The organism is Enhydrobacter sp. (genome assembly GCA_025808875.1).
Classification (GTDB): Bacteria; Pseudomonadota; Alphaproteobacteria; order Reyranellales; family Reyranellaceae; genus Reyranella.
Genome location: CP075528.1, coordinates 500120 through 524340, shown reverse-complemented (window position 1 = coordinate 524340; position 24221 = coordinate 500120). Strand labels below are relative to the sequence as shown.

General features: G+C 66.6%; 26 protein-coding genes and 1 tRNA gene. 15 read left to right on the top strand and 12 right to left on the bottom strand.

Translation table 11 applies throughout. The features are described from left to right. Window positions 1–11 precede the first annotated feature (11 nt). Genes KIT25_02530 through KIT25_02520 form a run of 3 tightly spaced genes read left to right on the top strand, consistent with a single transcriptional unit; the run spans window position 12 to window position 2598 of the window. A complete protein-coding gene (locus tag KIT25_02530; GenBank protein ID UYN95845.1) occupies window positions 12–743 on the top strand; it encodes a hypothetical protein in 732 nt (243 codons plus the stop codon). Window positions 744–745: 2 nt separating this feature from the next. Beyond that, entirely contained in the window at window positions 746–2059 is a 1314-nt protein-coding gene (locus KIT25_02525; GenBank protein ID UYN95844.1) for a hypothetical protein, read from the top strand. A gap of 41 nt (window positions 2060–2100) precedes the next feature. Then, a complete protein-coding gene (locus KIT25_02520; protein UYN95843.1) occupies window positions 2101–2598 on the top strand; it encodes a hypothetical protein in 498 nt (165 codons plus the stop codon). 88 nt (window positions 2599–2686) lie between these two features. Here KIT25_02520 and KIT25_02515 read toward each other — a convergent pair. Further along, window positions 2687–2773: transfer RNA gene (locus KIT25_02515), tRNA-Leu, on the bottom strand. A gap of 352 nt (window positions 2774–3125) precedes the next feature. Between KIT25_02515 and KIT25_02510 the strand changes: the two genes are divergently transcribed. The 3 genes from KIT25_02510 to tldD all read left to right on the top strand — a co-directional run bounded on the left by KIT25_02510 (window position 3126) and on the right by tldD (window position 7280). Next, the gene (locus KIT25_02510; protein UYN95842.1) at window positions 3126–4667 is read left to right on the top strand and encodes an AMP-binding protein; all 1542 of its coding nucleotides are present in this window, start codon (window positions 3126–3128) and stop codon (window positions 4665–4667) included. Between the two features lie 28 nt (window positions 4668–4695). Beyond that, entirely contained in the window at window positions 4696–5667 is a 972-nt protein-coding gene (locus KIT25_02505; protein ID UYN95841.1) for a zinc-binding dehydrogenase, read from the top strand. A gap of 179 nt (window positions 5668–5846) precedes the next feature. Next, window positions 5847–7280, top strand: coding sequence for a metalloprotease TldD (tldD, locus tag KIT25_02500; GenBank protein UYN97797.1), 1434 nt, complete (start codon window positions 5847–5849; stop codon window positions 7278–7280). A gap of 6 nt (window positions 7281–7286) precedes the next feature. Here tldD and KIT25_02495 read toward each other — a convergent pair whose 3' ends face one another. Both KIT25_02495 and KIT25_02490 read right to left on the bottom strand, forming a co-directional pair. Next, window positions 7287–7706 carry a cupin domain-containing protein gene (locus KIT25_02495; GenBank protein UYN95840.1) on the bottom strand — a complete coding sequence of 140 codons (420 nt, stop codon included), beginning with the start codon at window positions 7704–7706 and terminating at the stop codon, window positions 7287–7289. 13 nt (window positions 7707–7719) lie between these two features. Beyond that, window positions 7720–8703 carry a 2-dehydropantoate 2-reductase gene (locus KIT25_02490; GenBank protein ID UYN95839.1) on the bottom strand — a complete coding sequence of 328 codons (984 nt, stop codon included), beginning with the start codon at window positions 8701–8703 and terminating at the stop codon, window positions 7720–7722. Between the two features lie 53 nt (window positions 8704–8756). Between KIT25_02490 and KIT25_02485 the strand changes: the two genes are divergently transcribed. After that, window positions 8757–9812: an amidohydrolase family protein gene (locus tag KIT25_02485; GenBank protein UYN95838.1), complete on the top strand. Its 1056-nt coding sequence runs from the start codon at window positions 8757–8759 to the stop codon at window positions 9810–9812. A gap of 9 nt (window positions 9813–9821) precedes the next feature. On the opposite strand, the gene KIT25_02480 is transcribed toward KIT25_02485, so the two are convergent. The 4 genes from KIT25_02480 to KIT25_02465 form a co-directional block, all read right to left on the bottom strand. Continuing rightward, window positions 9822–10361, bottom strand: a complete 540-nt coding sequence (locus KIT25_02480; GenBank protein ID UYN95837.1) for a hypothetical protein — start codon at window positions 10359–10361, stop codon at window positions 9822–9824. Beyond that, a complete protein-coding gene (locus tag KIT25_02475; protein ID UYN95836.1) occupies window positions 10358–11212 on the bottom strand; it encodes a VOC family protein in 855 nt (284 codons plus the stop codon). The genes KIT25_02480 and KIT25_02475 overlap by 4 nt, the downstream gene beginning before the upstream one ends. 16 nt (window positions 11213–11228) lie before the next feature. Then, entirely contained in the window at window positions 11229–12593 is a 1365-nt protein-coding gene (locus KIT25_02470; GenBank protein ID UYN95835.1) for a glutamate--cysteine ligase, read from the bottom strand. 140 nt (window positions 12594–12733) lie between these two features. Continuing rightward, window positions 12734–13522 (bottom strand): 16S rRNA (uracil(1498)-N(3))-methyltransferase, encoded by a 789-nt coding sequence (locus KIT25_02465; protein UYN95834.1) that lies wholly within the window; start codon window positions 13520–13522, stop codon window positions 12734–12736. Window positions 13523–13539: 17 nt separating this feature from the next. On the opposite strand from KIT25_02465, the gene ubiA reads away from it, so the two are divergent. From ubiA to KIT25_02445, 4 genes are read left to right on the top strand one after another with little or no spacing between them, the layout of a single operon-like run. Continuing rightward, window positions 13540–14460 (top strand): 4-hydroxybenzoate octaprenyltransferase, encoded by a 921-nt coding sequence (gene ubiA, locus KIT25_02460; protein ID UYN95833.1) that lies wholly within the window; start codon window positions 13540–13542, stop codon window positions 14458–14460. After that, window positions 14460–15131, top strand: a complete 672-nt coding sequence (locus KIT25_02455) for a methyltransferase (protein UYN95832.1) — start codon at window positions 14460–14462, stop codon at window positions 15129–15131. Before ubiA ends, KIT25_02455 begins: the two co-directional genes overlap by 1 nt. Before the next feature lie 57 nt (window positions 15132–15188). Beyond that, window positions 15189–15929 (top strand): hypothetical protein, encoded by a 741-nt coding sequence (locus KIT25_02450; protein UYN95831.1) that lies wholly within the window; start codon window positions 15189–15191, stop codon window positions 15927–15929. 12 nt (window positions 15930–15941) lie between these two features. After that, window positions 15942–16835, top strand: coding sequence for a DMT family transporter (locus KIT25_02445; protein ID UYN95830.1), 894 nt, complete (start codon window positions 15942–15944; stop codon window positions 16833–16835). A 144-nt stretch (window positions 16836–16979) separates the two neighbouring features. On the opposite strand, the gene KIT25_02440 is transcribed toward KIT25_02445, so the two are convergent. Further along, window positions 16980–17723 carry a hypothetical protein gene (locus KIT25_02440; GenBank protein UYN95829.1) on the bottom strand — a complete coding sequence of 248 codons (744 nt, stop codon included), beginning with the start codon at window positions 17721–17723 and terminating at the stop codon, window positions 16980–16982. 30 nt (window positions 17724–17753) lie between these two features. On the opposite strand from KIT25_02440, the gene KIT25_02435 reads away from it, so the two are divergent. After that, window positions 17754–19271 (top strand): UbiD family decarboxylase, encoded by a 1518-nt coding sequence (locus tag KIT25_02435; GenBank protein UYN95828.1) that lies wholly within the window; start codon window positions 17754–17756, stop codon window positions 19269–19271. After that, window positions 19268–19471, top strand: coding sequence for a hypothetical protein (locus KIT25_02430; GenBank protein UYN95827.1), 204 nt, complete (start codon window positions 19268–19270; stop codon window positions 19469–19471). Before KIT25_02435 ends, KIT25_02430 begins: the two co-directional genes overlap by 4 nt. Here KIT25_02430 and KIT25_02425 read toward each other — a convergent pair whose 3' ends face one another. Further along, window positions 19472–20554, bottom strand: coding sequence for an LLM class flavin-dependent oxidoreductase (locus tag KIT25_02425; GenBank protein ID UYN95826.1), 1083 nt, complete (start codon window positions 20552–20554; stop codon window positions 19472–19474). 16 nt (window positions 20555–20570) lie between these two features. After that, entirely contained in the window at window positions 20571–21005 is a 435-nt protein-coding gene (locus KIT25_02420) for a GNAT family N-acetyltransferase (protein UYN95825.1), read from the bottom strand. Window positions 21006–21093: 88 nt separating this feature from the next. Between KIT25_02420 and KIT25_02415 the strand changes: the two genes are divergently transcribed. Together KIT25_02415 and KIT25_02410 are read left to right on the top strand one after the other, a co-directional pair. Next, the gene (locus KIT25_02415) at window positions 21094–21732 is read left to right on the top strand and encodes a TetR/AcrR family transcriptional regulator (GenBank protein ID UYN95824.1); all 639 of its coding nucleotides are present in this window, start codon (window positions 21094–21096) and stop codon (window positions 21730–21732) included. Between the two features lie 89 nt (window positions 21733–21821). Then, entirely contained in the window at window positions 21822–22250 is a 429-nt protein-coding gene (locus tag KIT25_02410) for a DUF2852 domain-containing protein (protein ID UYN95823.1), read from the top strand. 65 nt (window positions 22251–22315) lie between these two features. On the opposite strand, the gene KIT25_02405 is transcribed toward KIT25_02410, so the two are convergent. Together KIT25_02405 and KIT25_02400 are read right to left on the bottom strand one after the other, a co-directional pair. Further along, the gene (locus tag KIT25_02405; protein ID UYN95822.1) at window positions 22316–23023 is read right to left on the bottom strand and encodes a hypothetical protein; all 708 of its coding nucleotides are present in this window, start codon (window positions 23021–23023) and stop codon (window positions 22316–22318) included. Between the two features lie 170 nt (window positions 23024–23193). Next, window positions 23194–24183: a tripartite tricarboxylate transporter substrate binding protein gene (locus KIT25_02400; protein UYN95821.1), complete on the bottom strand. Its 990-nt coding sequence runs from the start codon at window positions 24181–24183 to the stop codon at window positions 23194–23196. Window positions 24184–24221: the final 38 nt, after the last annotated feature.

Sequence of the window (24221 nt, the reverse complement as noted above, 5' to 3'; positions counted from 1 at the left end):
GGAGTCGCCGCATGAAGGTGTTCCGCTGGAAGAACTGCTATGCCGATGTGGCGGCATCGAAGCACGGGGTCACCGTGCGATCATTTTTTGACGATGTGATCGCCCCCGCGATCCGGGCCCTTGAGGAAAAGATCGCCGCGCTGGGCCGCAGTGACAGTCCAGGCGACGCCTTCGCCCAGGCCGACACGGGGGATGTGCTCAAAGAGACGAAAATGGCTTTCGGCCTTGCAATCCAGTCCATCTGGGAGCGGCAGCTCCGCAGCTATCTGCGCGGATGCGTGGAGGAGTTGGCGCCCGGCGAGGGCATGGTCGCGCAGGTGACGAAGGGGCACTGGGCAAGGCTCTACGAACTCTTCTTGGAACTGCGCGGCATCCGTCTAGACGCCTTTCCAAGCTTCGCCGAGTTGGACACGTTCCAACTCCTCGGCAACGCCTGCCGGCATGGCGACGGGCCGTCGGCGGTTGCGCTGGCCGCGCGCTGTCCCGAGCTGTGGCGGGTTTACCCGCCAGGACCGTTCGAGGATCAGCCGCCCGATCCCGAGCCGCCACCCGTCGCGCTGATGGACGTGCCCGTCGAACGGCTCCGGGCGTTCGTCGAGGCGATCGCCACCTTCTGGGACGATGCGGAGTACATCTACAACGAGAGCATTGAGCGAAAGCATCCGAGCCTCGAAACCAAGCTCGCGCGAGAACGTACAGAGCGGAGCTGGCGGCCACAGGCGACCCCCAATGGCTGCGCGTAACGATGGCGGCGGATCAGCAGCTCCTCGACGCCTTGGCCGCCCTATGGCGCATTCCGCGGCCGGGCCCGACCAACCTGCTGTCGGCGCCGGCCTTCGTCGCACTAAGCGAGCTCTGCGACCGCCGCTATAGTCGGGGCAAGGCCACGTTCGCGCTGAGCAGCGCGCTCAGGTCACTCGGCCTGCCATGCGGCCTGCCGCTCGACCAAGCGGGGCTCGCGCTCGATTTGCCGACGGCCGCGGCGGCACTCGACGCAGCCTACTCACGCAGGATTACGGTGCGCCGGCACATCTGTCCGCTCGATCTAGCCGACGATCTGCCACCAATGAGCTTTGGCAATACGCGAGTCGCTCAATTCACAGCCGAGGAATTGGGGAAGCTATTCGATGCGCCGAGGCTCGCGCGCAACTTCCCGGCGTTGCCGTTGGAAGCCAAGCGCCTCGCACAGTTTCATTGGCTGGTGGTCGAGGAGGAAATCGAGGTCGATCCGAGGCCGGAGTCACGTGCCGCCCCGTTTATGTTCACGGATATGCGCCAGGACTTCGGCGAGATCGAACCCCATCATGGCCGATTCCCGCCGGCGGTCGAAGGCGCACTCTTTTTCCTACTATTGGCCCGGTGGGAGGAGTGGTCGACAATGCTGGAGGTCGATTGGCGCGGCTTCCTCGTACCGTGGATCTACACGCTAGACGAAGACCTTTTCGTCCGGCCGGCGCGGCCACCCAGCCCCGACGACCTCACGCTCGAGCCCAGGATCGTCGAGGACCGTTGGGGTGAAGAGATCGAGCTGGAGCGGCCGAGCGCGTTGCCGCTCGACGACAGTGCCAAAACGGAGTTGCAGCTTTTTACTGACGCAGCCTGGACCGAGCTACAGGCGGCGCGCGCGACGCCACTCTTTGAGGCACCGGTGGTGCATTTCCTTGTCCGGGCTTTCCTTGCCGACGGCATCGACGAGGTGATGGCTCACATGACCGCGATCGAGGCGGCGCTCGGCCTGGAAATCGATCACATGCGTAAGCTGCGGCCCAAGCCTGACCCGCATCCGAAACTATCGGCGACCGAACGGGTCTCCGCCCGGATCGGCGCGGCGCTCACAGATGCCAAGGCAGCAGAGAACTATAAGGACCTGTTCGAGCTGCGTAGCGCGTTCGTCCACGGCCGGGCCGGACTACCGAAGATCTCGACGACGCAACGTGTCCTAGCCCGCAACCTCGCGCGGCGTGTGGCGCGTGCGTTGGTCGCGCTGGCTGTGCATCGGACGCGCTCGCGGGCCGATGTGTTGGACGACCTTCTTCGTCAAGGCATCGCGTATCTGTAGAAAACACTACCCTGTACCTGACCTTTCAATAGGACTTTCTCGTGTCTGGATCCGCCGCTCCAAATGCCCTCGAAGCGTTTGCTCGCACCATCAGCCGCGAACCACTTGGTCTTGCGCTTCATCAACCAGAAGCTTGGGCGACACCGACCCGATGTTTTGAAAATGCTATCCATCAAGCGGTGCAGCAGGGCGGCCGAGTTCTGTTCGGCTGGATGTTCCATTATCGCGTGGTGGGAGATATTCCCGGGCCTGGCTACCTCATCGCGGTGCACCATGCAGTCTGGCACGCGCCGACGGGTCAATTGGTCGACGTTACCCCACTGCATGATGACCCGAAGCACCGGCCGATTTCACCAGGCGGCGACGTTCTGTTCCTTGTAGATTCGAACGCGCAGCCGATTGCGGTGAACTCGACGGTCGGGCCCAGGCCCTCAAGATTCTATCCGCTCGACGCCGACGAGCGCCTCGTCGCCTACGTCCAGCGGCTGCAGGAGGCCGAAAACGAGGCTTGCCGCAGGCTTTACGCGAGCGGCCGCTAAGCTTACCCGAGGGCACGTCCACATTGCGCCGCGCCGCCAGTCATCCCTCCAGGGTGATGAACCATTCAACGAAGCAATTCGTTGGGGATGGTGCGGGCGGTCGGAATCGAACCGACACTCTGTCACCAGAACAGGATTTTGAATCCAGCGCGTCTACCAGTTCCGCCACGCCCGCCGATCGCCGCCGCGAGTTCCCTCGCGCTCTGCACCCATTTTGCACCTAGCGCGGTTGTCACCGCCACGATGTGCCTTGCCGTACCCGCTCAACCCTCGAAAATCAAACGTCTTTTCGGACCACCGCGCTAAACGTCGCAGGGTAAACAAACCACTTTTTGAGTCAGGCGCGTCTACCAATTCCGCCACGGGGGCACGTTTCGGTGCGGCCGGAATAAAGCCGACTGGCGCGCGGGGGTCAATGACGGCCGGGGCCCATCGTCGCTTCGCCGCGAATGGCCGGCAGAACCTTCCTGCACGCGGAACGGCGCGCCCTTGCGACGGCGCGGTGCGTCCGGTCATATGCCGGCGCCATGCACCCCTGCCACCACGCCCAGACCATGCCCGACAAGCCAGCCTACATCATGGCCGGGTCGGGCGAGACCGTGACCTACCACCAGCTCGACGAGCGGTCGAACCGCGCGGCGCGGCTCTTCCGCGCGGCCGGACTCGCGCCCGGCGACCACATCGCGCTGTTCATGGAGAACAATGCGCGGTTCTTCGAGATCTGCTGGGGCGCCCAGCGGTCGGGCCTCATCTATACCGCGATCAGCTCGCGGCTGACCGCCGAGGAGGTCGAGTACATCGTCCGCGATTGCGGCGCCAGGCTGTTCGTCACCTCGGCCGCGCTCGGCGAGCGCGCCGCCGAGCTCGCGCCGCGCCTGCAGGGCCTCGCGCGCCTCTACATGGTGGACGGCACGATCCCGAGCTACGCGTCGTGGGAGGAGGCGGTCGCGCGCCAGCCGGCGACGCCGATCGCCGACCAGGCGGCGGGCCACGACATGCTCTATTCGTCGGGCACGACCGGGCGGCCCAAGGGCGTGCTGCCGGTCGTCGAGCCGCAACCCATCGACGCGATGAATCCGCTGCTGGCGATCACGTCCAAGCTCTACGGCATGGACACCGACACGATCTATCTCTCGCCGGCGCCGCTCTATCATGCCGCGCCGCTGCGCTTCAACATGAGCGTGATGCGGCTCGGCGGCACCTCCGTGATCATGGAGCATTTCGACGCCGAGGAGTTCCTGAAGCTCGTACCGAAGTTCCGAATCACGCACAGCCAGCTCGTGCCGACCATGTTCGTGCGCTTCCTCAAGCTGCCCGACGAGGTGCGCCTCGCGTACGACATGTCGACCCTGCGCTGCGCCATCCACGCCGCCGCGCCCTGTCCCATTCCGGTCAAGGAGAAGATGATCGAGTGGTGGGGCCCGATCGTGTGGGAGTACTACGGCGGCACGGAAGGCAACGGCCTCACCATGTGCGATTCGGCCGAATGGCTCGCCCACAAGGGCACCGTCGGCAAGGCCGTGGTCGGCAAGCTCAAGATCTGCGACGAGGAGGGCAACGAGCTGCCGGCCGGCGAGTCGGGCACCGTCTATTTCGCCGAGGGACGGCCGTTCGAGTATCACAACGACCCGAGGAAGACCGCCGAATCGCGCCATCCCAGGGGTTGGACGACGCTGGGCGACGTCGGCTACGTCGACGCCGACGGCTTCCTGCATCTCACCGACCGCAAGGCCTTCATGATCATCTCGGGCGGCGTGAACATCTATCCGCAGGAGGCCGAGAACCTGCTTATCAACCATCCCAGGGTGATGGATTGCGCCGTCTTCGGCGTGCCCAACGAGGAGTTCGGCGAGGAGGTGAAGGCGGTCGTGCAGCCGCGCGACATGGCCGACGCCGGCCCCGCCTTCGCCGAGGAGCTGATCGCCTATTGCAGGAAGCATCTGTCGCCCATCAAGTGCCCGCGCAGCATCGACTTCGAGGCCGAGCTGCCGCGCCACCCGACGGGCAAGCTCTACAAGCGCCTGCTGCGCGATCGCTATTGGCCAACCCAGGTTCCTCTCCCTCGATAGGGGGAGAGGAGGAAGAACGGAGGAAGCGATGAAAGCCTGCGTGGTCGGAGAAACAGGTGTCGAGGTGCGCGACGCGCCCAAGCCCGTACCCAAGTCCAACGAGATATTGATCAAGGTGCGGGCGGCGTCGCTCAACCGCGCCGACCTCGCCGTCGCCGCCGGCAACCGTCACGGCACGGTCGGCGGTCCGGGCACCGTCGTCGGGCTGGAATGCGCCGGCGAGGTCGAGGCGGTCGGCGCCGAGGTCAAGGACTTCAAGCCGGGCGACCGCGTGATGAGCTCGGCGGCCGGCGGCTTCGCCGAGTATGCCGTCGCCGATTCCGGCCGGGCCCACAGGATTCCGGCCAACAACATGACCTGGGAGCAGGCCGCCTGCATGCCGGTCGCCGTTCAGACCATGCACAATGCACTGGTCGGGGCGGGCCGCCTCGCGAAGGGCGAGACGGTGCTGATCCAGGGCGCCAGCTCGGGCGTCGGCCTGCTCGGCATGCAGATCGCCAGGCACATGGGGGCCGCGATCGTGATGGGCACGTCGACCAACGACGGCCGCCGCGCGCGATTGAAGGAATTCGGCTGCGACATCGCCCTCGACACGGGCGACGCCAAGTGGCCGGACAAGGTCAAGGAGGCGACGGGCGGCAAGGGCGTCGACCTGATCGTCGATCAGGTGTCGGGCGGCGTGATGAACCAGAACATGCAGGCCGCCGCCATTCTCGGCCGCATCGTCAACGTCGGCCGGTTGGGCGGCATGAAGGGCGAATTCGACTTCGACCTGCATGCGCTGAAGCGCATCGACTATATCGGCGTCACATTCCGCACGCGTTCCCCGCAAGAGGTGCGCGACATCGTCAAGGCGGCGCGCGCCGACCTGTGGCCGGCGATCGAAGCGGGCAAGCTCCACCTGCCGATCGACAGAACCTTCCCGCTGGCCGAAGCCGCCGCCGCGCTTGCGCACATGCGGGCCAATGCCCATTTTGGCAAGATCGTCCTCGTGATGTAGCGAGAAGGACTCCTCCCCTTGCCGGAGCCCGGCAAGGGGAGGTGCCCTCATCTTACGAGGGCGGAGGGATCATGAGGCGCGTGCGCCATGACCCCTCCGTCGCCGTAAGACGGCGACACCTCCCCCGAGACGGGGGAGGGAATGACTCTCAGTGAAAGGCGTTCTTGATGCCCAAAGCCATCAACCATCTCGCGACCGCGGACGGCCTCTTTTTCGGCAAAGGTGCGCTCGACCAGAAGCGCACGTCCAAGATGGTCGACGAAGCCCTGGCCGGCTGCGACGACGGCGAGCTGTTCCTTGAATACGTGCAGAGCGAGTCGCTCTCCTTCGACGACGGTAAGCTGAAGAGCGCCGCCTACGACACCACGCAGGGCTTCGGGTTGCGCTCGGTCGCGGGCGAGGCGACCGGCTTTGCGCACGCCTCGGCGCTCGACGAGCAGGCGTTGAAGCGCGCGGTTTCGACCGTGAAGGCGGTGCGCGCCGGCCATTCGGGCAAGCTCGACGAGGCGCCGCGCGGCACCAACCGGCTGCTCTATGCCGACGACAACCCGATCGACGGCGAGGGCTTCGCGAGGAAGGTGAAGCTCCTGCAGGACATCGATTCCTATGTCCGCGGCAAGGAGCCGAAGGCACGGCAGGTGTCGATCTCCCTCGCCGCCTCGTGGCAGGTCGTGGAGATCATCAAGGCGGGCGGCTGGCGCGCCGCCGACGTGCGGCCGCTGGTGCGGCTGAACGTCAGCGTGGTCTGCGCCGACGGTCAGCGCATGGAGACGGGTGGCACCGGCAGCGGACGGCGCGCCGCCTACGGCGACATCTTCAGGCCGGAGTACTGGCAGAGGGAAGCCGACGAGGCGATCCGCCAGGCGCTGGTCAATCTCGACTCGATCGACGCGCCGGCCGGCGAGATGCCGGTGGTTCTGGGTTCGGGCTGGTCGGGCGTGCTGTGGCACGAGGCGGTCGGCCACGGCCTGGAAGGCGACTTCCACCGCAAGAAGACCTCGATGTTCACCCACCTGATGGGCCAGATGGTGGCTTCGCCCGGCGTCACCGTGATCGACGACGGCACGCTCAGCGACCGGCGCGGCTCGCTCACCATCGACGACGAGGGCACGCCGACGCAGCGCAACGTGCTGATCGAGAACGGCAAGCTCGTCGGGCTGATGCAGGACCGCATGAACGCGCGCCTGATGGGGGTGCGGCCGACCGGCAACGGCCGGCGCCAGAGCCACGCCCATGCGCCGATGCCGCGCATGACCAACACCCTCATGCTGGGCGGCGACAAGGCTCCCGAGGAGATCCTCGCCTCGGTGAAGAAGGGCCTCTACGCCAAGAATTTCGGCGGCGGCCAGGTCGACATCGTCTCGGGCAAGTTCGTGTTCAGCGTGACCGAGGGCTACCTGATCGAGAACGGCAGGCTCACGCGGCCGGTGAAGGGCGCTACCCTGATCGGCTCGGGCTCCGAGGCGCTCACCAGGGTCGGCATGGTCGGCAACGACATGTCGCTCGATCCGGGCATCGGCACCTGCGGCAAGGACGGCCAGGGCGTGCCGGTCGGGGTAGGCCAGCCCACCCTGCGCATCGACGCCCTCACCGTGGGCGGCACCGCGACCTGAGGCCGGCTAGTCCCCTGCCGGCGGTTTCCCATAGTCGGCGTCGCTGACCGGCTCGAACCAACTCGTCGCCTCACCCTTGTCGTTGGTTTCCGACATCGCGAGATGCACCATCAGCGTGTCCGGGGCGGCGCCGTGCCAGTGCCGCGAATTGGGCGGGATCACCACGGTGTCGCCCGGCCTGATCTCCTGCACCGGCTGGCCCTCGAGCTGGTAGCGGCCGACCCCCGACAGCACGTAGAGGATCTGGCCGACGGCGTGCTTGTGCCAGTTGGTGCGCGCGCCCGGCGTGAAGGAGACACGTGAGGCGCGCAGTCGCGACGGCTGCTCCGGCGCGTAGACCGGATCGTTCAGCACCGTGCCGACGAAGTTCTCGGCCGCTCCCCTGCCCGTCGGGCGGGATGCGGCGCGCATGATCCTGGGCTTCATGCCGTGTTCCTCCTCATGACCCGTAGAGACCTTTGGACTCGGCCATACTGACGCACAACGATTCAAGCGCGTCGAGGGTCGGCGTGTCGAGGCCCGCCTTGCGCGCGAAAGCGAGCGGCGCGCGCACGATCGCCTCGACCTCCATCGGACGGCCGAGCTCGTAGTCCTGCAGGATCGACGGCCGGTGGTCGGGATAGACACGGTCCGGCCCGTAACGCTTGTCCGGGCTGTCATCGAGCACGACGCCGTGCGCGGCGGCGACCGCCAGCGCCTCGGCGTGGGCGCGGCGTACCAGGCGATTCACCATCGGCGTCCTTTGGATGGTGTTGGGCTGGGCGAGGATCAGGCAGACCGTCGAGCCGGTCAGGTTGGCCATCAGCTTGTGCCAGATGTCGTAGCGGATGTCGGTGCCGGCGGGCGAGGCGATGCCGGCGGCGACCAGGGTCGCGCGCAACGCCTGGACGCGCGGCGTCTGTCGGTCGTCGATCTCGCCAATCCACAGCACGTTGCGCTCGGGCGAAATGTTGCGCACCACGCCCGGCTCGATCACATGGTTCGAGGTCGTGATGACGCCACCCAGCGTACGCTGGAAGCCGACGGCCTTGGCGAGCGCGCCGCCCGGATCGAGGCGCGACAGGTCGGGCGCCGGCGGCCGCTTGCCGAGACCATGGCCATACCACCACGGGATGCCGTTCTGGGCGAAGACGACGGACGTCTCGGCGCCGAGCAGCGGCGTGACGCTCGCCGCAAGATCGCCGAGACTGCAGGCCTTGAGCGTCGAGATCACCACGTCCTGCGGCCCGAGATCGGCCGGCCTGTCGCTCGCCTTTACCCGGGCGACGATCTTCCTGTCGCCGCTCAGCAGCGTCAGCCCCTTGGCGCGAATCGCCTCGAGATGCGCACCGCGCGCCACCACCGAGACTTCGTTGCCGGCGTCGGCGAGGCGCGCTGCGAAATTGCCGCCGATGGCCCCCGCCCCGAATACGCAAATACGCATGAACCGATCTCCCCTCCTCCGCTATCGTAAGACAAAGACTGGGAGGAAGCACAATGACCACTGGCGAGTATCGCGGGTTGATGCACCGCAACACCTCCGACCTCGCGACCTGGCTCGCCAAGCGGCCGCCCGAGCCGGCACTCGAACCAGATCTGCCGATCGTCGACCCGCATCACCACTTCTGGCACACCGAGGCGCGCGGGCTGTACTTTCTCCCCGAGTTGCTGACCGACACCAATTCCGGCCACAACATCGTCTCGACCGTCTTTCTCGAGTGCCAGGCGATGTTCCGCGCCTCCGGATCGGAGGAGATGAAGCCGGTCGGCGAGATCGAGTTCGTGCGCGGGCTCGCCGCGCAGGCGGCATCGGGCCAGTACGGCAAGACGCGCGTCGCCGAAGCCATCATCGGCTGGGCCGACCTGATGCTGGGCGCGCGGGTGCGCGAAGTGCTGGAGGCCGAGATCGCCGCAGGCGGAGGACGCTTCCGCGGCATCCGCTACGGCGTGTCATGGGACGGCAGCGAGATCGGCCGCTTCGTGTCGCGGGCCATGACGGCGCACCGTGCGCGCGATCCCAAGTTCCGCGAGGGCTTCGCCGAGCTCGGCAAGCTCGACCTCAGCTTCGAATCCTGGCAGTACCATCCGCAGCTGCCCGACGCGATCGACCTCGCCCGCGCCTTCCCCGGCACCACCATCATCGTCAACCACGTCGGCGGCGTGCTGGGCGTCGGCCCCTACGCCGGCAAGCGGGCCGAGATCCTGGTATCCTGGAAGAAGGACATCGCCGAGCTGGCGAAGTGCCCGAACGTCAACATGAAGCTCGGCGGGCTCGGCATGACCTCGTTCGGGTTCGGCTTCCACTTCCGCGACGCGCCGCCCTCCTCGCAGGAACTGGCCGATGCCTGGCGGCCCTACATCGAGGCCTGCATCGAGGCATTCGGGCCGGAGCGCTGCATGTTCGAGAGCAACTTCCCGCCCGACAAGCAGAGCTGCGGCTACGCCGAGCTGTGGAACGCCTTCAAGATCATCACCAGGGGCGCATCGGCGGCCGAGAAGAAGGCGCTGTATGCCGGCACGGCGGCACGGGTCTACAGGCTGACGCCGCCTTAACCGATTCGCCTACGGCCGCGTCTCCGCGAGCCGCAGCGACGACAGGAACCGGTTGGCGTCGGCGCGGCTCTCGACGTCGCCCCTCGCGGTGACAAGCATGCGGTAGAGCCGATCGCGCACGATGTAGGTGCGCATCATGACCAATGCGCCGCTGCCGTCCTCGATGTCGAGCGCATAGCCGTCCCAGCCCTGCAGCACGATCGGCTCGTCGCGCACGTACTTGTACTTCGCGGGCGGGAAGGCCTTCTCGGCGTCGCCTCGGCCGAGCTGCCGCGCCATCTCTTTCGTGTCGCGCGTGCTGAACCATTCCGGATCGTAGTCGACGAAGTCGAAGTCGAACATGTCGCCGCCGCGCTTGGCCGACCAGGCCTGCCGCGCGCCGACGTGACCCTTCTCCTTCTCGTCGGCAGTGGTGCGCGCGACCGGCGTCGGCATATCGAGCCGGAACCGGAGATTCGGCGCGACGACGATCTGCCAGTCGTTGCCCTGCGCGGCAGCGCGCGACGGCGCGAGCGCCGCCAGGCCGAGCAGCAGTGGACGACGCCTCATGCCGGCGGCACCAGATCCTCGCGCCCGGACCACTCCCAGGCGAGTCCGGTACGCGAGATGCCGAGCAGCAGTCCGTGCAGCTCCCTGGGGTGTACCCAGCCACCGTCGGGGTCGGTCACGGGGTCGGCGCCGCGCGGTGTGTAGCGCGCATTGGCCTCGAGCAGGCGACGGCGCACATCGGGCCAGTCGTGCACCTCGACGTAGCACATATAGAGCGAATCGCCGTGCTTCCTGGTGAAGCGGCCCATCGCATGCACATCGTCGGTGGTCTGGCTGAGTTCGATGCGATCGAGCCGGTTGGGTGGATCGAACAACGTGAGCGTGCCGACATAGCCGAAACGCTCGCTGCCGATCTCGCTGAAGCGCGACGGATCGAGGCCGAACAGGCCGGCATAGACGGCGGCGACGCGGCGCCAGTCGCTGACCAGCGTGTTGGTCGTCTCGTAGAGGAACGACACGGGGCCGACACGCCGCCGGTAGGTGCTCTGCGAGATCACCATGGGCAGACCGTAGGTGACGTCGGCGCCCAGGTAGAGCTGCTCGCCGTCGCGCTCATAGGGCACGCCGAGCCCCTCCCAGCGCCTGACCATGCCGTCGAGATCGCGCGTGCAGTAGCCGGCGGTCATCAGTCCCTCGCCCCTTCCGGCGAGGAAGTCCTGGGTCGATCCCGCGCCGTCCGGCTCGCAAAGCTCGAATTCACTTTCGCCGACCGCCAGGATCGTGCGCCGGGCCGCGAGGCGCCGGCTATGATCGTGGTGCGAAACCTCGCTGCCGAGAAGCTGGTGGAAGCGCTGCGCCGCCTTGGCGGCGTCACGCACGGCGATCTGGACACGGTCGCAACGGTCGAGCATGGCCCGACCGTATAGCTCAGTAGGCGAGGTCGTGGAACAGGTGGGCGAAGGAGCCCTTCCATTCACCCTGCCATTTGGCGAGCAGTTCGTCGGCTGGCGCCAGCCCGCTCGCCACGGCACGGTCGAGCGGCGCGAGATAGACGGTCTCATCCTCTCCGGCGGCATTCAAGCGGCGGCGCGCGCGCAGACCGGCATGCGCTATCTCGACCACCTCGCGGGCGAGATCCGACAACGGCAGGCCCTGGAACTTGGTCGCGAGACCGGTGCGCGGCGTGTGGCTGCGCAGGTAGTCGTGGTCCTCGACGCTCCAGTCCTTCACCAGGTCCCAGGCGGCATCGAGCGTGCTTTGCTCGTAGAGCAATCCGACCCACAGCGCCGGCAGCGCGGTGAGCGCCGGCAGCGGTCCCGAATCGGCCCCGCGCATCTCGAGGTAGCGTTTGAGCCGCACCTCGGGGAAGGCCGTGGTGACGTGATCGGTCCAGTCGTTGACGGTCGGCAGCTCTCCCGGACGGGCGGGCAGCCGGCCCTTCATGAAATCACGGAAACTCTGGCCCGAGGCGTCGATGTACTTGCCGTCGCGATAGACGAAGTACATGGGCACATCGAGCATGTAGTCGACATAGCGCTCGAAGCCGAAGCCCGGCTCGAACACGAACGGCAACATGCCGCAACGGTCCGGATCGGTGTCGGTCCAGATGTGACTGCGGTAACTCTTGAAGCCCGACGGCTTGCCTTCGACGAACGGCGAATTGGCGAACAGCGCCGTCGCCAGCGGCTGCAACGCCAGCGAGACGCGGAATTTCTTCACCATGTCGGCTTCGGCGGCAAAGTCGAGATTGGTTTGCACCGTGCAGGTGCGCAGCATCATGTCGAGGCCGAGCCTGCCCTTCTTGGGCATGTAGTCGCGCATGATCTTGTAGCGGCCCTTGGGCATCCAGTGCATGTCCTCGCGCCGCCACTCCGGCGCGAAGCCCAGGCCGACGAAACCGGCGCCGATCTCTCCGGACACCGCCTTGACCTCGTCGATGTGCTGGGCGTTTTCCGCCGCCGTCTCGTGCAGGGTGGCGAGCGGTGCGCCGGAGAGCTCGAACTGGCCTCCCGGCTCGAGGGTGATGTTGGCCATGCCGCGCTTGAGCGCGATGATGTTGTTGCCCTCGGTCATCGGTTCCCAGCCGAAACGGGTCATGCCGTCGAGCACGGCACGGATGCCGTTCGGCCCGTCATAGCCAAGTGGCTTCAACGTCGATCTGTCGAATCCGAACTTCTCGTGCTCGGTGCCCATGCGCCACTCGGCGGGTGGCTTGTTGCCGGCGGCGAAATACTCGATCAGCTGCTGCCGACTTTCGATCAGCGCGCCGCCACCAGACGGAGGTGCGGACATCCAAAGAGCTCCCTGTGCGCCCGCACCCTCTTAAGGCCGCGAGTGGCACGCGCTGCATGAGCATTTCTCACGCGAACGCGCGGCTGGTTCATGTTGTTCAGGTTCCCTGTTCCCACATCGCCGGGGCCGCGCGCAAGCACTCAAGCGGACATGTGGGATGTGCGATAATCGACATTGAGACGCGGTGTCGCCTGCCGCCAGTCGCCGACCAACGCCTGCCAGCAGGCGAGCGCCGCCAGCGCCGCGGTGTCGGCCCGGAGGATGCGCGGACCGAGGCCTACCGACGTCACTTCTCTTATGCGACGCACGGCGGCCAGTTCGGTCGCCGCGAAACCGCCCTCGGGGCCGATCAGGATGGCCCAAGGCGCCGTACGCGCCGCATCGTCGAGCCGCGACAGAGCGTCTGCAATGGGCGGGCCGCCGCCGGTCTCGTCACACATCAGCAGGTGCCGGCCGACGGGCCATGCGGCCAAGAGCTGCATCAGGTCGATCGGCGCGCGCACCTCGGGCACGCTCAACCGCTCGGTTTGTTCCGCCGCCTCGACGGCGTTGGCGCGCAGGCGCTCGACATTCACGCGCTCCACGGCCGTGTGCTGCGTCAGCGCGGGTTGCAACACGGACACGCCGAGCTCGGTGGCCTTCTCGGCCACGAGGTCGATACGGGACCGCTTGATGGGCGCGAAGCAGAGCCAGACGTCGGGCTCGGGCCGCTGCTCGCGCGTGCGTGCCTCGAGGCGCGCCGTAGCGCCTTTCTTGCCCGACGTCGCGAGGCGCGCCCGCCATTCGCCGTCGCGGCCGTTGAACAGACGCAGCTCCGCCCCGTCACTCCGTCGCAGCACATGGCGCAGGTAGTGCGCCTGCGCTTCGGCCAAGGGCAGATCGGTGTCCGGCGCAAGAGCGTGGTCCACGAATAGACGCGTCACCTTCATGTCTCCATGATGCCGACATGGCCGCGGCTCGAACAGGGTTTACCGACATCAACCTGCAGCACTGGTCGCTGCGCTATTTGCCGCCGTGGGCCCGCCCCTATGCCCGGCTCGCACGCTGGGACCGCCCGATCGGCATCTGGTTGCTCATGCTGCCCTGCTGGTGGGGTGCTGCCCTCGCGGCGGCACCCGACTGGTTCCGGCTCGCCGGCTGGATGGCGCTGTTCACCCTGGGTGCGCTCGCCATGCGCGGTGCCGGCTGCACCTGGAACGACATCGTCGACCGCAAGATCGATGCCCAGGTCGAGCGCACGCGCGGCCGCCCCCTGCCCTCGGGCGAGCTCAAGCTCAAGGACGCGCTGATCTGGATGACGCTTCAGTGCCTGGTCGGCGTGGCCATCCTGTTCAAGCTCAATAAATTCGCCGGCGCCGTCGCCCTCGCCTCGCTGCTGCTGGTGGCGATCTATCCGACCATGAAGCGCCTCACCTCGTGGCCGCAGTTCGTGCTGGGGCTTGCCTTCAACTGGGGGGCGCTGGTGGGCTATGCCGCGCTCACCGGCACATTGTCGTGGGCCGCCATCGCACTCTATGCCGGCGGTGTCGCCTGGACACTGGTCTACGACACGATCTACGCCATGCAGGACCAGCGCGACGACGCCGTGATCGGCGTGCGCTCGACGGCACGGCGGTTCGCCGACGCGCCGCGCCGCTGGCTGACGCTATTTGCCCTCCTGGCGCTCGCCGCGTGGACGCTCGCGGGCCATCTCGCGGCCCTCGGTCCGCTCTATTTTGCATTGCTCCTCGCGGTTGCCCTGCACCTGGTCTGGCAGATCGCCTGCCTCAAGCCGCACGATCCGGCCGACTGCCTCGGCAAGTTCAAGGCCAACGCGCATCTCGGCTTGTTGCTGACGCTTGCCATCGCGCTCGGCCGCATCGGCTGATGGCACGTCTGCCGGCCGACCCTGAAGGTTTCATCCGCGCCAACACCGCGCTGGAGCGTCCGGCCATGGTGCCGGAGTTCCGGCTCTGGCTGGCGACGGAATACGTGCCGATCTGGCAGGCCACCGAGGCGTGGATGGACGAGCAGAACATCGATCCGCCGTACTGGGCCTTCTGCTGGCCCGGCGGACAGGCCATCGCACGCTACCTGCTCGACCATCCGCACGCAGTGCACGGCAAGAGCGTCATCGACTTCGCGGCCGGTTCGGGCGTGTCGGCGATGGCAGCAGCACGAGCGGGGGCGAAATCGGTGGTTGCCAACGACATCGATGCGCTGTCGCTCGTCGCGGCGCGACTCAATGCACAGGCCAACGGCCTCGCCATCCGGGCCGACGGCTCCGACTGGCTGGCGGGCGACGGCGGTAACCCCGCGGCCGACGTGGTGATCGCGGGAGACGTCTGCTACGAGCGCGAGATGTCGGTGCGCGCGCTGGCATGGCTGCGCAGCCATGCAATTCTGGGGCGGCTGGTGCTGCTCGGAGATCCCGGTCGCAACTACTTCCAGGCACAGGGCCTCGAGGAGCTGGCCCGTTACGACATTCCGACCTCTCTGCAGCTCGAGAATCGCGGCATGCGGGAAACCGTCGTGTGGCGTGTCCTGCCGCATCCCTGAAGCGTAAGATTTCCTTCACTGTTCTTTCATATGCGGATCGGCTACACGGGCGACCGCATGGCAAAGCCCACGATCAAAGCCTCCGACTTCGAGACCCTCTACGAAGGCTTCACTGCGCCCGTGTCCCGCTTCGATTGCGGTCGCAAGTGTGCGCCGCTGAACGGCGGCGAGCCGGTCTGCTGCTCCACCCAGAACGCCGTGCCGGTGGTGCACAAGGTCGAGTTCGAATTGCTCAAGAGCCGAACCGAGCTGTGGTCGAGGTTCAAGCCCTACGACTACGCCACGCGTCAGATCGTCGAGGAGCTGACGCCGGACTGCATGGCGATCCATTGCAAGGGGGCCCGCTTCTGCGAGCGCGACAATCGCACCATCGCCTGTCGCGGTTTTCCCTTCTATCCCTACATCACGCGTGAGCAGCAGTTCGTCGGCATCGGAACATACTGGGTCTTCGAGGACCGCTGCTGGATGATGTCCAACCTCGAAATCGTCGATCGCAAATTCGTCGAGCAGTTCATCGCGACCTACGAGGCGCTTTTCGTCAAGGACCGCAGCGAATTCACGACCTACGTCGACTTCTCGGCCTCGGCGCGTCGCGTCTACTCACGCTGGAAGCGCGAGATTCCATTGCTGGGCCGCCACGGCGAATTGCTGGTGGTCGCGCCGTCGACCGGCGAGATCCGCCCCGGCCGCCGGAAGGATTTCCCCAAGGTCGCGCCCTTCCGCTCGGGAAAGGAGTACCGTGCAGCGGTGAAGGAAGCCGGCGGCGAAGTCCCCAGGGAAGGACTGCACGCCGCCTGAAAGAGTGCCGCGTTGCCCGTCGATCGTCGCCGTCTCGCCTGGATACTGCTGTTCCTGTCGCCGGCCTTCTTCGGCGTGAACATTCTGATGGCGCGATATGCCGTCTTCGTGCCGCCGAATGCGCTGGCGCTCGGGCGCTGGCTCCTGGTTGCCCTCATCCTGCTGCCGCTGGTCTGGCCGAACCTGCGTCGCCACCCCGACGCCATCGCCCGCGAATGGCCCGATCTCCTGCTGTTCGGCGCGCTCGGCATGTGGGTGTGCGGTGCCTTCGTCTATATCGGCGGCCACACGACCCAGGCGCTCAACATCGGGCTGATTTACGCGACGGCGCCCATCCTCGTCGTCGTGTTGGGCCGCGTCATCGACCAGGAGAAGCTGACCGCGACCCGCATCACGGGCATCGCCCTCTGCCTCGCCGGCACGCTGACGGTGATCGTCAAGGGCGATGTCGGCAATCTTCTCGCCGTGCGCTTCACCGTCGGCGATCTCTGGGCGGCCATCGCCGCTGCCTGCTGGGGACTTTACTCGATCCTGCTCAAGCACCGGCCCAGCCGGCTCGATCCCCTCCCGCGCCTCTGCCTCATCGCCTTCGCCGGCTCGTTGGTGCTGATCCCGTTCACGATCGGCGAGGCCCTGCTGTGGGGCGGTCCCGACCTCGGAGACTGGAACACATGGGCCGCATGGCTGCTGCTCGCGCTGGTGCCCGGCGTGCTCGCCTACGGCAGCTATTCCTTCTGCGTGAAGGAGCTCGGCCCTTCGGCCACCAGCATCTCGCTCTATCTCGGCCCGCTCTATGTCGGGCTGATGGCCTGGGCAACCCTCGGCGAAGCGCCCCACTGGTATCATCTCCTCGGCCTGTTGCTGGTACTGCCCGGCCTGTTCCTCGCCACACGCCTGCCGCCCTAGGGATGTAGGGAGGGTCCTCGGCGAAGCCCAGCGCGCCCGTGAGGCCACCGCGCCCAGGTGGTCCGCTTCCGGGATGCCAAGCGCCCGGCGCTGGTTATCTCAGCCACACCGATCGCATCATCGAAGGCAGCCCGCAGAATTCGATCAGCGTCGTCCCGGTCGGTGCCCGCTGAACAGGAAAGTCCCGAGCAGGACCCAGCGCGCGGCCGTGCGGCCGCCGACGAGCGGCGTGGTGTAGTGCCAGAACGGCAGGCGATAGGCCGTGACGGTCGCCGCTCCCGCCACCGAGACGATCTCGCTGAAATGTCCGGCCCGCCCGTAGACCAGCCATTGGTGCTCGACTCCGGGCGAGCAGAGGCTGACATGCAGATCGATGTAACCCTGCCGCGCGCGTTCGTTCTCGGGGTGATGGTCGTTGTGCGGGCCGGCATAGTCGCCCGGCCCGTAGCGCAATACCTGCAGGCCCCGGCCGGACGCGAGCGGACGGCCGGCCAGGGCCACGGCAAAGGCTCGAAAGGATTCCGAGCGCATCATCCGCGCCAGGCCGAGGAGCTCCGCCGCCTTTGCGCCAGCCTCGCGCTGGCTCTCGAAGTAGACGGTCTTGGCCCGCATTGTCTTGGGCAGCAGTTCGCCGTAGTCCCGGCGCATCCGCCAGATGGTTTCGGGCGGAATGGGCCGCTCGATCGGCTCGAGCGTGTCGGCCAACTCGGCCTCGAGCACACGGCAAAGTCTCGCCGCCTTGGCGCGGTCGATCAGCCCGTCGCTCGACACGAAACGTCGCCGCGGATCGGCCAGAGCGCCGCACAGCGGATGCGTTCCCGCCAGCACCCTGCGACCGGTGGCGCTCAGCAGATCCTCGAATTCCGACGGCACGCCGTTTGATCTCATGGGCGGGCCACTCTAAAGGACATCCTCAGAATGCCCTACGCCTCGCTGCGCGATTTCATGGCACGTCTCGAGAAGGCCGGACGCCTGGTGCGTGTGAGCGCGCCGGTATCGCCGGTGCTGGAGATGACGGAAATCCAGACGCGCCTGCTCGCCGAGCAGGGACCGGCGGTGTTGTTCGAGAACGTCACCGGCTTCGACGTGCCCGTGCTGGCGAACCTGTTCGGCACGGTGGAACGCGTGGCCTGGGGCATGGACCGTGAGCCACACGAATTGCGCCAGGTCGGCGAAACGCTCGCCTTCCTGCGTCAGCCGGAGCCTCCGGGCGGCTGGCGCGAGGCGCTCGACATGCTGCCGATGCTGCGCACCGTCATGGCCATGAAGCCGCGCACGATCGGCGGATTGGGCGGCGGCGCCGCGCCATGTCAGGAAGTTGTGCTGACCGGCAACGACATCGACCTCGCACGCCTGCCGATCCAGACCTGCTGGCCGGGCGAGCCCGCGCCGCTGATCACCTGGCCACTGATCGTGACCCAGGGTCCCGACCCGAAGGGGGAACGGCAAGACAGCTTCAATCTCGGCATCTACCGACTGCAGGTGACCGGCAGGAACACCACGCTGATGCGCTGGCTCAAGCATCGTGGCGGCGCCCAGCATCATCAGCGCTGGAAGGGTGCGGGCAGGCGCGAGCCGCTGCCGGCAGCGGCGGTGATCGGGGCCGACCCCGGCACGATCCTCGCGGCAGTGACGCCGGTGCCCGACACGCTTTCCGAATACCAGTTCGCGGGCCTGCTGCGCGGCAAGAAGGTCGAGTTGGTCGACTGCAGGACCGTGCCGCTCAAGGTGCCAGCCGAGGCCGAGATCGTGCTCGAGGGCCATGTCAGTCTCGATGATCAGGGCGACGAGGGTCCCTATGGCGACCACACCGGCTACTACAACAGCGTGGAGAAATTCCCGGTGTTCACGTTGAGCGCCATTACCATGCGACGCCAGCCGATCTATCTCTCCACCTTCACCGGCCGGCCACCCGACGAGCCGTCGGTGCTGGGCGAGGCGTTGAACGAGGTGTTCATTCCCCTGTTCCGACAGCAGTTCCCCGAGATCGTGGATTTCTGGTTGCCGCCCGAAGGTTGTTCCTACCGTATCGCCGTCGTTTCGATGAAGAAGGCCTATGCCGGCCATGCCAAGCGCGTCATGATGGGTGTCTGGAGCTATCTGCGCCAGTTCATGTACACCAAATGGGTGATCGTGGTGGACGACGACATCGATGCGCGCGACTGGAAGGACGTGATGTGGGCGGTATCGACCCGCATGGATCCCGCGCGCGACATCACGGTGATCGAGAACACGCCGATCGACTACCTCGATTTCGCCAGCCCCGTATCGGGCCTCGGTTCGAAGATCGGGCTCGACGCCACGACCAAGCTGCCCGGCGAGACGAACCGCGATTGGGGTCGCAAGATCCGCATGGACCAGGCGGTGATCGACAGGGTCGATGCGATGTGGGTCGACCTCGGATTGCCGGGGAGCGGCAGGAGCATCTGGAGATGACCGGTTCGGCGGATTCGACGTCCGAACGCAAGTGGTGGATGCCGCTGGTCGTGATCTTCGTCACGGCGGTCGGCCTGTGGGTGTTTCAGCGGGTGATGTTCCCGGGCAGCTTCGGCTGGATCGGGCTGATCGTCGGCTATTTTCTCGGCGTCGGCCTCACCGTCCTGCTCGAGGACTACGTCGATCACCATCGAAGCTGATCAGGCGCGCATCGCCGGCAGCACCTCGGCGTTGACGAGCTTGCGACCGAGATCGATGTCCCTGGGCTCCGCGCCGCGCGAAGCGCCGCTGATCGCTACCTTGTCGAGGCCGAGCGCGGCCAGGGATCGCAGTCGTTCGATGCAGCGCTGCGGGGTGCCGACGATGGCGAAGCGATCGATGAAATCGTCGGTGAGCGTGCCGGCCTGGCGCGAGTCGCTGCGCGTATGGGCCTTCATGTCGTAGTTGCTGCGCAATGCCTCGAGCACCGCACGATCGCCCGCCGCGACTGGCCCGTTGGCCTTGCCATGCATCACCGAGAAACGGGCGAAGGTGGTGAGACCGCCACGCACCAGGCTTCGCGCCGCCTCGGCGTCGACATGGCAGCCCATGTTGACGTAGGCGCCGAAGGCGACGCCGTCGGGATCGAGGCCGGCCTCGCGGCGCGTCTTGCGGGCGAGATCGATGCCCCACTTCAGCCGCTCGACATCGGCACCGAGCGTGAACATCACGCGATCGCCATGGAGCGCCGATATCGCGATCACTTTCGGGCCGCTCGCGGCGATCTCGACGGGGACCTTCGTTCCGTCGCGCTTCAGGCCCTCCGCGATCCAGCCGATGCGGCTCGACGGCGGCGCGTCGTGAAGGTGCAGCTCCGACAGAGGCGGCGCCGCTTCGTGTGGAATGTCGATGTCATCGAAGCCCACCGCCTCGCCCTTCAGGTAGGTCTGCAATTGTCGCAAATAGCGCTCGAACTGGGCCAGGCGCGCCGGGGCGCGGCCGAGATGGGCGAGCGCCGAATCGCCCCGCCCGATCCCCAGCACGGCGCGGCCGTTGGACACGCGGTGGACGCTGGTGATCGCCGCGGCCGTCGCTGCGGCGTGGCGGGTCACGGAATTGGTGACGCCGGTGCCGAGGCCGAGCCGGCGCGTCGCGGTGGCGGCAAGCGCCAGCGATACGTAGGGATCGCCCGACAGGTTCTGCGAATCCACGACCAGCATGCCGTGCCAGCCTGCCGCTTCGATCTCCTGCGCCTGGCGCGCCGCGCCGCGCGCCGCCGCGACGGTCGTCGTCCAGAGCTGCACGCTTCTTCTCCCGCGCTCAATAGCGCATCGTCACCCTGTTACCGGTCGTGGTCACAGGCTTGAAGCCAAGCCGCTCGCACAGCTTGCGCGCCGGGTTGTTGGTCGTAACCTCGAGCGTGAGATCCTTGCGCTTGCGGTCCGCGCGCTCCTTCATCCAGTTCAGGAAGGCGGTGCCGAGGCCGCGATTGCGCATCTCGGGCAGCACATGAAGCTCTCGAAGCTGGATGGCATGGCGTGTCTCTTCCACCAGCAGCCAGCCCGAGTCGACGCCTTCCCGGCGCAGGATCGAGGAGCCCGCGTCGGCGAGCGCGCGCTCGACGTTGCGGCGCTGTTCGGGCTCGCGCCATTCGGCGAGCGGCTCCAGCAGGGGCTGCATGGCCTCGCGATAGGTGTTCCAGCAGAAGGGGAGGTCGGCGGCGCCAGCGGACCGCAGGTCGAAGGAAATAGGCATGCCCCATCCGGCCACAAGCTCAGGCGACAAGCAATGCGGCGCCCGATCGCCTGTCCCCCACGGGCGCTTTAATGTAAACTCCCTTAACATGAGCTGGAAAAAGCATGATCGCGAGGAGCGCGGTTACCATCACGGCAATCTGCGCGAGGCGTTGATCAAGGCGGCCCGCGAATTGATCAAGGAGAAAGGGCCGGCGGGCTTCACGTTCGCGGAGGCGGCGCGCTCGGCCGGCGTGAGCGCGGCGGCGCCCTACCGTCATTTCCGCGACCGCGAGGCGTTGTTGGCCGATGTCGCGCGCGAAGGCTTCCAGCGCTTCGAGGCCATGCTCGCGACCGGCTGGGCCAACGGCAAGCCGGACGCCATCGCCGCCTTCCACAATGTCGGCCTTGCCTACCTCACCTTCGCCCGCACCGAGCCCGCCTACTACGCCGCGATGTTCGAGTCAGGCCTGCCGCCCGATCTCAATCCGGAGCTGCGCGCCGCCGCCGATCGGGCCTTCGCCGTTCTGCGCACGGCCGCAGAGGCCTTGGTCGCGCAGCTACCGGCCGGCCAACGCCCTCCAGCCCTGATGATGAGCCTGCACATCTGGTCGATGGCACACGGCATTGCCTCCCTGTTCGGGCGTGGCGATTCCGGCCGCCGGACCTTGCCGATGACCGCCGAGGAGCTTCTCGAGTCGGAAATGCTGATCTACTTGCAGGGGTTGGGCCTTCCACAAAAAGCCTGAGCCAGCCCTTGACTCCCTACCGGGGAATGCCCAATGTAAATGTCGTTAACATTTACATAGTTAACGCTGGCAAACTGAGGAGGCCGGAGATGAACGCCGTCTTGGAAAGACTGGAGGAGCTGCCAAAGCCCGCCCTGATCGCGCTGGTGGTCATCGGCTTCGTGGTGTTCTGGCCGGTTGGCCTCGCCCTTCTGATCTACCTGATATGGAGTGGACGCATGTTTTGCGGAAAGCACGGCCGCCACGGCCGCTGGTACGGTGCCGATGGCCGGGAAATGCGCGAGGAGTTTCGCTCCTGGAAGCGCCGCCACCGTTGGGGCCGCCCGTCGAGTGGAAACGTCGCCTTCGACGAGTACCGCGAGGAGACGCTGCGCAAGCTCGACGAGGAGCAGCGCGAGTTCCGCGACTACCTCGACAGGCTGCGGTCCGCCAAGGATCGTGCCGAGTTCGACCAGTTCATGAACGAGCGCCGCAACCGCCCGCCCTCGAGCGAGCCGCAACCGCCGGTCGTACAGTAGCAACATCCAGGTCGACGGGCCGACCTGCAGACGCCCCCTCCGTCCCGGAGGGGGCGTCGTCGTTTTCAGAAGTCGAGCTTCATCACAAGACGATGCGTGGCTGCCTGGCGCACGAGGTCGACGAGTACGGCGAAGGCGTAGCGTGCCCGCCGCTCGAGCGAGGCGTCGGAGGTCGGCACGATGTGCGCCCAGCCAGCCGACTCGTGCGCACCAGCCTTCCAGGTGGCCCCGTTGAGATCCGCGAGCTGGCGGTCGAGCGTCGAGGAAGAGCCTATGACGATACGCCGGCCATCGACATCCTGTCCCTCCAAGATGAAGTCGAAAGGTGACGGCAGCCAGAGCTCAACGTTGCGGACGAGATGGGAAAAACGCGATCGCATGCCTTCGGCATTACACCGCATCAATGCAGGGTCGTCGTCCCATTCCTCGGGTAGCACAACTGGCCGCGGCAGTCCGGGATGCTCCGCATAGGCGGCCCACAGGACCAGCGAGCCGAAGCCGTCCCATCCGGGCCGGCCCACAAAAAAGGGCGCATCTGCCGACTCGTCCCAGTCGAGCGACATGGTCGCGTTCGCCCCGAGCGACGCACCGAGGGTCTCTCGCCAGTGCAGGACGGCAGTGCGGATGCGCTCGACCGCCGCGCGGTCCTCAACCGCCCGGACTGGTCCCGGCGGTCGGTTCATGCTGCGCTCGCGGGCCTTTCTCTCGGCGACATTTTCCCAATCGCCGGCGTAGTAGCGCGTAAGCGACCCAACATACACGTCGAGAGCCATGCTCTACGGGCTTCCCCATCGATGGACGGCGCGGCGCGAGCCGCGTAGCGAGTTGCACTTGAATTACACCATCAACCAGCCCGTGCAAAGCCACTCCTCGCAAATACCTTAAGTACGCAAACGCACAGCTGCGGCCGGCATCGTCGCCGGCCGCAGTCTGGCGCCTGCGCTCATTGCGGCTCGAGGTTCAGATCCTTCACCAGCTTGAGCCACACCGGACCCTGATCGGCCACGAACTTCTCGAAAAAGACGTGGTCTCGGGCGGCGTTGTCGATGCCGAACGTGTCGAGGATCTTCTGGATGCGCTCGGTTTTGCCGGCCTCGACCATCAGATCGCTGAGCTTCTTGACGACGTCCTTGGGCATGGCTGCCGGGCCGACCAGACAGATGAAGCCCTGCACCTGGAAGGCGATGTCCTCGACGCCCTGCTCGTAGAAGGTCGCCACATCGGGCAGCTTCCTCATGCGCTGCTTGGTCGGCACGGCGATCGCCCTGCCGTTGCCCGACTGCAACATGCCGGCCGACGCGGCGTAGCTGCCGCTGCCGCCCTGCACAGCGCCCGATCCGACGTCGATCCACATCGGCGCCTCGCCGCGGTAGTGCACGGGCTGGATGGTGAGATTGTAGTGGCGGTTGAGCGCCTCCACCGCAACGTGGCTGTAGGAGCCGGCGCCATAGGTGCCAAGGCTCGTCTTGTTGGCGCGCGCATAGGCCGCCAGCTCGGCCAGGTTCCGGATCGGCAGCTTGGCGTTGACGACGAGCGGCAGATGCCCTGCATCCATCCACGAGATCAGGGCGAAGTCCTTGTCGGGATCATAGGGCAGCTTCTTGAACAGCACCTTGTTCATGATCATCGTGGTCGAAATCGTCCACATCAGGTGGTGGCCGTCCGGCGGCGCGTTCTTCACTTGCTCCGCGGCGATGGCACCGGAGGCGCCGGCCTTGTTTTCGACCACCACGGGCTGCCCGGTCTTCTGCGAGATGTACTCGCCATAGGCGCGGGCGAAAGTATCGGTCAGGCCGCCGGCAGGATAGCCGACGGTGATCTTGATCGGCTTGCTCGGCCAAACCTGAGCGATGGACGGAGATGGTAAGGCCGCAACGGCTGCAGCAACGGTACCATAACGCAACAACTCACGACGCGACGCGCGGATGATCATCAAGTCCTCCCACGGGCGCAGACAGAAGTTGGTTGAAG

Coding starts and splice junctions, on each gene's coding strand:
- KIT25_02530 (UYN95845.1), top strand. CDS start 12: ATGAAGGTGTTCCGCTGGAAGAACTGCTATGCCGATGTGGCGGCATCG.
- KIT25_02525 (UYN95844.1), top strand. CDS start 746: ATGGCGGCGGATCAGCAGCTCCTCGACGCCTTGGCCGCCCTATGGCGC.
- KIT25_02510 (UYN95842.1), top strand. CDS start 3,126: ATGCACCCCTGCCACCACGCCCAGACCATGCCCGACAAGCCAGCCTAC.
- KIT25_02505 (UYN95841.1), top strand. CDS start 4,696: ATGAAAGCCTGCGTGGTCGGAGAAACAGGTGTCGAGGTGCGCGACGCG.
- KIT25_02495 (UYN95840.1), bottom strand. CDS start 7,706: ATGAAGCCCAGGATCATGCGCGCCGCATCCCGCCCGACGGGCAGGGGA.
- KIT25_02490 (UYN95839.1), bottom strand. CDS start 8,703: ATGCGTATTTGCGTATTCGGGGCGGGGGCCATCGGCGGCAATTTCGCA.
- KIT25_02485 (UYN95838.1), top strand. CDS start 8,757: ATGACCACTGGCGAGTATCGCGGGTTGATGCACCGCAACACCTCCGAC.
- KIT25_02480 (UYN95837.1), bottom strand. CDS start 10,361: ATGAGGCGTCGTCCACTGCTGCTCGGCCTGGCGGCGCTCGCGCCGTCG.
- KIT25_02475 (UYN95836.1), bottom strand. CDS start 11,212: ATGCTCGACCGTTGCGACCGTGTCCAGATCGCCGTGCGTGACGCCGCC.
- KIT25_02470 (UYN95835.1), bottom strand. CDS start 12,593: ATGTCCGCACCTCCGTCTGGTGGCGGCGCGCTGATCGAAAGTCGGCAG.
- KIT25_02465 (UYN95834.1), bottom strand. CDS start 13,522: ATGAAGGTGACGCGTCTATTCGTGGACCACGCTCTTGCGCCGGACACC.
- ubiA (UYN95833.1), top strand. CDS start 13,540: ATGGCCGCGGCTCGAACAGGGTTTACCGACATCAACCTGCAGCACTGG.
- KIT25_02455 (UYN95832.1), top strand. CDS start 14,460: ATGGCACGTCTGCCGGCCGACCCTGAAGGTTTCATCCGCGCCAACACC.
- KIT25_02450 (UYN95831.1), top strand. CDS start 15,189: ATGGCAAAGCCCACGATCAAAGCCTCCGACTTCGAGACCCTCTACGAA.
- KIT25_02440 (UYN95829.1), bottom strand. CDS start 17,723: ATGAGATCAAACGGCGTGCCGTCGGAATTCGAGGATCTGCTGAGCGCC.
- KIT25_02435 (UYN95828.1), top strand. CDS start 17,754: ATGCCCTACGCCTCGCTGCGCGATTTCATGGCACGTCTCGAGAAGGCC.
- KIT25_02430 (UYN95827.1), top strand. CDS start 19,268: ATGACCGGTTCGGCGGATTCGACGTCCGAACGCAAGTGGTGGATGCCG.
- KIT25_02420 (UYN95825.1), bottom strand. CDS start 21,005: ATGCCTATTTCCTTCGACCTGCGGTCCGCTGGCGCCGCCGACCTCCCC.
- KIT25_02415 (UYN95824.1), top strand. CDS start 21,094: ATGAGCTGGAAAAAGCATGATCGCGAGGAGCGCGGTTACCATCACGGC.
- KIT25_02410 (UYN95823.1), top strand. CDS start 21,822: ATGAACGCCGTCTTGGAAAGACTGGAGGAGCTGCCAAAGCCCGCCCTG.
- KIT25_02405 (UYN95822.1), bottom strand. CDS start 23,023: ATGGCTCTCGACGTGTATGTTGGGTCGCTTACGCGCTACTACGCCGGC.
- KIT25_02400 (UYN95821.1), bottom strand. CDS start 24,183: ATGATCATCCGCGCGTCGCGTCGTGAGTTGTTGCGTTATGGTACCGTT.